2 protein-coding genes and 1 pseudogene are annotated in these 4,263 nt (G+C 42.1%); all 3 read right to left on the bottom strand.

Annotation, left to right across the window (positions count from 1 at the left end; genetic code table 11):
- Positions 1–925, bottom strand: a pseudogene (locus Q0507_RS06530) (RNA-binding protein); the annotation flags it as partial.
- A 17-nt stretch (positions 926–942) separates the two neighbouring features.
- Positions 943–1,902, bottom strand: coding sequence for a DUF2232 domain-containing protein (locus Q0507_RS06535; RefSeq protein ID WP_298714100.1), 960 nt, complete (start codon positions 1,900–1,902; stop codon positions 943–945).
- A gap of 193 nt (positions 1,903–2,095) precedes the next feature.
- Positions 2,096–4,237, bottom strand: coding sequence for a ribonuclease J (locus tag Q0507_RS06540; protein ID WP_298714103.1), 2,142 nt, complete (start codon positions 4,235–4,237; stop codon positions 2,096–2,098).
- Between the last annotated feature and the right edge of the window lie 26 nt (positions 4,238–4,263).

Consider the following 4,263-nt stretch of genomic DNA (forward strand, 5'->3'; position numbering starts at 1 on the left):
GACCTAATGCAATATCTAAGGCTGCACGAGCACGGCCAGATACATCTTTCACAGAGCCTATATTTTCACTAATACCAATGGAAATCGTAGCTGGCACCTGACGCGGAGATGGTAATTTACGAACTCTTTCAAGAATTTTAAAACCATTTTCCTCCATCGCGTGGAGAGCACCACGAGAAATGGCAAAGGTATACATATCGTCTTGGAAATTACGAATAAAGCCTTCATTACCGTCGATTTCGTCTACAATAATATTGTTAATATCAGTCCAAATATTTGTGTAATCGCGGTCACTGAGGCCTTTTGTCAATTCTTCAAGATTATCGATCTGAATCATACCCCATACAGGCTGACCTTCTTCGGCCTTGATACGCGCCTTTTCTACTTCCGTAATATTCTTGAAGTAAAGCGCCATAACTGCATGTTCAGCTAGTTCATCATCACTATCAATCTCTGGTCGCGTATCACGAGGATCTATGAATTTGTAAATAATTTGGAAATACTTATCTTCGTATTGTTCCGTCATATATCCGGATTTACCCCAGATTTTATCGATACGGAATCCCGGTAAAAGAGCGGACATTTTTTGAATTTTATTCCAGTCTACCTTAACCCAGTCTGCGAAGACGCTATTGTTCCACACCAATGTGCCTTGTTTATTAACGAGGGCAATCCCCATTGGCAAATTTTGTAAGGCAAAGTTCGAAGCTTGAGTGACGTTCTTCATCATCGCTCCAAGCTGTTCCCTTGCCAAACGACGCCGATTATGAATGGTATTGTAATTAATCAAATATGCCGCTAATACAATGATAAAAGCTAAAATTGCAACGGCCCAGTTTAAATAGGCCAACAATAATAGCAATAATACAATAACGGCAATAATGGAAATTTCTAAACCTTTCCATTTCCGTTGAAAGGATTTCATAACGGCCTCCTTTCTTATTAAGAACTACGTTTTTCGAAACGTGCTCGCATATCTAAAAACATATCAAAAATTCCATATATAACGAGTGCCAATGGACTCATCATATACAAAAAAGCTATAATAACAAACTTGAAAAAGCCTGCTAAATTGTAAGACTTCATGATGGATAATAAGCATGTAATGCCATTAAGGCCACAAATCATAGCACCAAACAAGGATAGATTAAGACCTATATCAGCAAGAATACTTTCAGTATAACCAAGATATGGTCCAACATAAGCAAGGATAATACCAACCGCTAAGACGCCAGCACCCCAAATTGGCATGCGCCACGTATCCATTGTCGGCAACGTACGCATTACACTATTTGTGCGACGACCAATATAGGATACAAGCTTAGCTAAAATATAAGTCACTATCGCATTAGCTGCAAACCAATAAGCTAAAAGCATTCGTTTTGCTTGCTGGAACGCAAAATCTAAACGGTTGATATATGCATCCATTTGCTCTTGTGTCATGGGTTGTTGCTTTACAGACTCAATAATAGCATTCTTAAGGTCTACATCAATCATTCGACTAATCTGAGACAAATCAAAAGATGTGAGGCCTGCAGAAATTAAAATTCCTATAAGACTCGTTAAAGCAAGTGCAATAGCTGGTATAACGATGAGTTTGCCAAAGGACCAATTCGCTCTAAAAGCTTCACCGAGAAAAATACTCGGCAAAGAATACGCCAAAATAGTAGCCATGGCCATTAATGGGCCTACTAAAAGTGAAACGAGAACAAATGCCACCACTGACGCGGCGCAACTATATCGGCTGCCCCAACGGATACCAATGAGTGCAATCCCAGAAGGTGCAACTAACGTTGCAAGCAAACTAAGGAAGGGCACTGTCGATCCCACTATAGTTAACATAACAACAATGGTCGATACAAATGCAGTTTCCACCATCGCTCTTGTATTTGTTTTATTCATAAATCACCATTCTTACATAAGAAGATATATTAATTGGTATCTTTTAATTATAACAGTTTAAAAGGGTAACTTCAAATACCCCATATAGTAGACGAATGCGATAGCAATGCTATTAATGGTAGTTTTTATTTCTCTTTTAAAATGTCAAAAGTACCACACCATGAGGTGCGGTACTTTTCTCTATTGTATAAGATTATACGTCTTGAATAATCGGCAAGATCATAGGACGACGGCGAGTTTTTTCATAGAAGAATTTACCCAATGCGTCACGTACGTTTTGCTTAATTGTTGTCCAATCTTTGATGCGTTGCATTTCACAATCATCGAGAACTTGTTCTACGCGGCGTTCTGCAGCAAGCATGAGTTCTTCTGCATCACGAACGTATACGAAGCCACGAGATACGAGGTCTGGACCAGCTACGATAGTGCCAGAAGCTTTGTCCATCGCCATAACGACGATAACCATACCTTCTTGTGCCAATTGTTGACGGTCGCGGATAACGATATTACCTACGTCACCAACACCAAGACCATCAACAAAGATAGCGCCAGCTTGTACGCGACCACCTTTGCGACCACCATCTTTATCGAATTCAAAGATTTGACCATTATCACCGATAAGGACTTTCTTAGGGTCTACACCCATAGCAACACCGAGTTCACCATGACGACGCAACATGCGGTACTCACCATGAACTGGGATAAAGTATTCTGGACGAACGAGGTTAAGCATTGTTTTAAGCTCTTCTTGACTCGCATGACCAGATACGTGGATACCACGGTCTTTACCGTATACTACATTACAACCTAAACGAAGCAAGTTATCGATAGTTCTACCTACAGCGCCTTCGTTACCTGGAATTGGTGTAGCAGAGATGATAACCGTATCATTCGGAGCCAATTCTACAGTACGATGGTTGCTTGTTGCCATACGGGACAAGCCTGCCATCGGTTCACCTTGAGAACCAGTTGTTAAGATCATGATTTGGTCATCTGTGTAGTTGTGCATTACGTCTACGTCGATGATTGTATTTGGTGGAATGTTCAAGTAACCGCGTTCTTGTGCGATTTCTGTAACATTTACCATGCTGCGGCCCATGACTACAACCTTACGGTTAAACATAACCGCCGCATCAACAGCTTGTTGAATACGGGATACGTTAGATGCGAATGTTGCCAAAACAACGCGGCCTTTTGCTTCGCCAACAGCTTGTTTGATCGCAGGGCCTACGGAGCTTTCAGAGCCTGTAGTACCTGGTTTTTCAACGTTTGTAGAGTCAGACATCAACGCTAATACGCCTTTGTTGCCAAGCTCAGCAAATTTATGCATATCCATCAAACGTCCATCAACTGGAGTTTGGTCGATTTTAAAGTCACCTGTATGAAGTATAGTACCGATTGGTGTATCAAAATACACAGCGCAGGAGTCAGGAATGGAGTGATTTGTTTGGATAAAACCAACAGTCACTTGACCAATTTGAACTTCATCGCCTGCGGCAATCGTGCGAAGACATTTTGGAGATACCTTATGTTCTTTAAACTTGCCTTCAATTAAGCCACAAACCAGATTTGTTGCATATACTGGGCAGCTGATTTCTTTCATTAGGTACGCCAAGGAGCCGATATGGTCCTCGTGACCATGCGTAATTACGACAGCTTTCACGCGATCCTTATTCTCGATGATATAGCTCATATCAGGAATAACGATGTCCACGCCGAGCATATCTTCACTAGGGAACGCAAGACCAGAGTCAAGGACGATAATTTCGTCCTCATATTGGAAGATGGTCATATTTTTGCCGATTTCACCAAGCCCCCCAAGTGGGATGATTTGGAATTTACCCTTGTTGGCGCCATTTGGTGTACGACCGATTAACTCCACTTGTTCCTCTTGATGATTCCAGCTCGTGGAACGATTATTCGGACGGTTGTTATTGCGGTTTTGACCATTTTGGCCGTTGCGACCGTTATTATTAGTACGCGTATTGCGCGTATTTTCACTACGTTCACCACGCGGTGCACGAGTTTGGCGAGTTTTGCGTTCTTGCCCTTCACCTTGCTCAGCATTGCGACGTGTATTTGTACGGCGAGTCGTATTCGTACGACCACCATTCGCACTTGTGCGAGTATTTGTAGTACGGCGTTGGCGTGTTGTGCCTTCACCATCACCAGCTGTTTGTTGACGAGTACGACCTTCGCCAGCAGGACGGCGCGTATTTGTACGGCGACGAGTTTGTTTTTGTTCGCCTTCCGCCGCAGTTGTAAGAGTAGCAGTTTTTGCTACTGTCGGCTCTGCTTTCACTTGTGCAGTAACCTGATTATCTGTTGTATTCACAGTTCCTCCTAAAATTTTGTTCATTA

It is taken from the genome of uncultured Veillonella sp., assembly GCF_938010505.1.
Taxonomy (GTDB): Bacteria; Bacillota; Negativicutes; order Veillonellales; family Veillonellaceae; genus Veillonella.

Coding starts and splice junctions, on each gene's coding strand:
- Q0507_RS06535 (WP_298714100.1), bottom strand. CDS start 1,902: ATGAATAAAACAAATACAAGAGCGATGGTGGAAACTGCATTTGTATCG.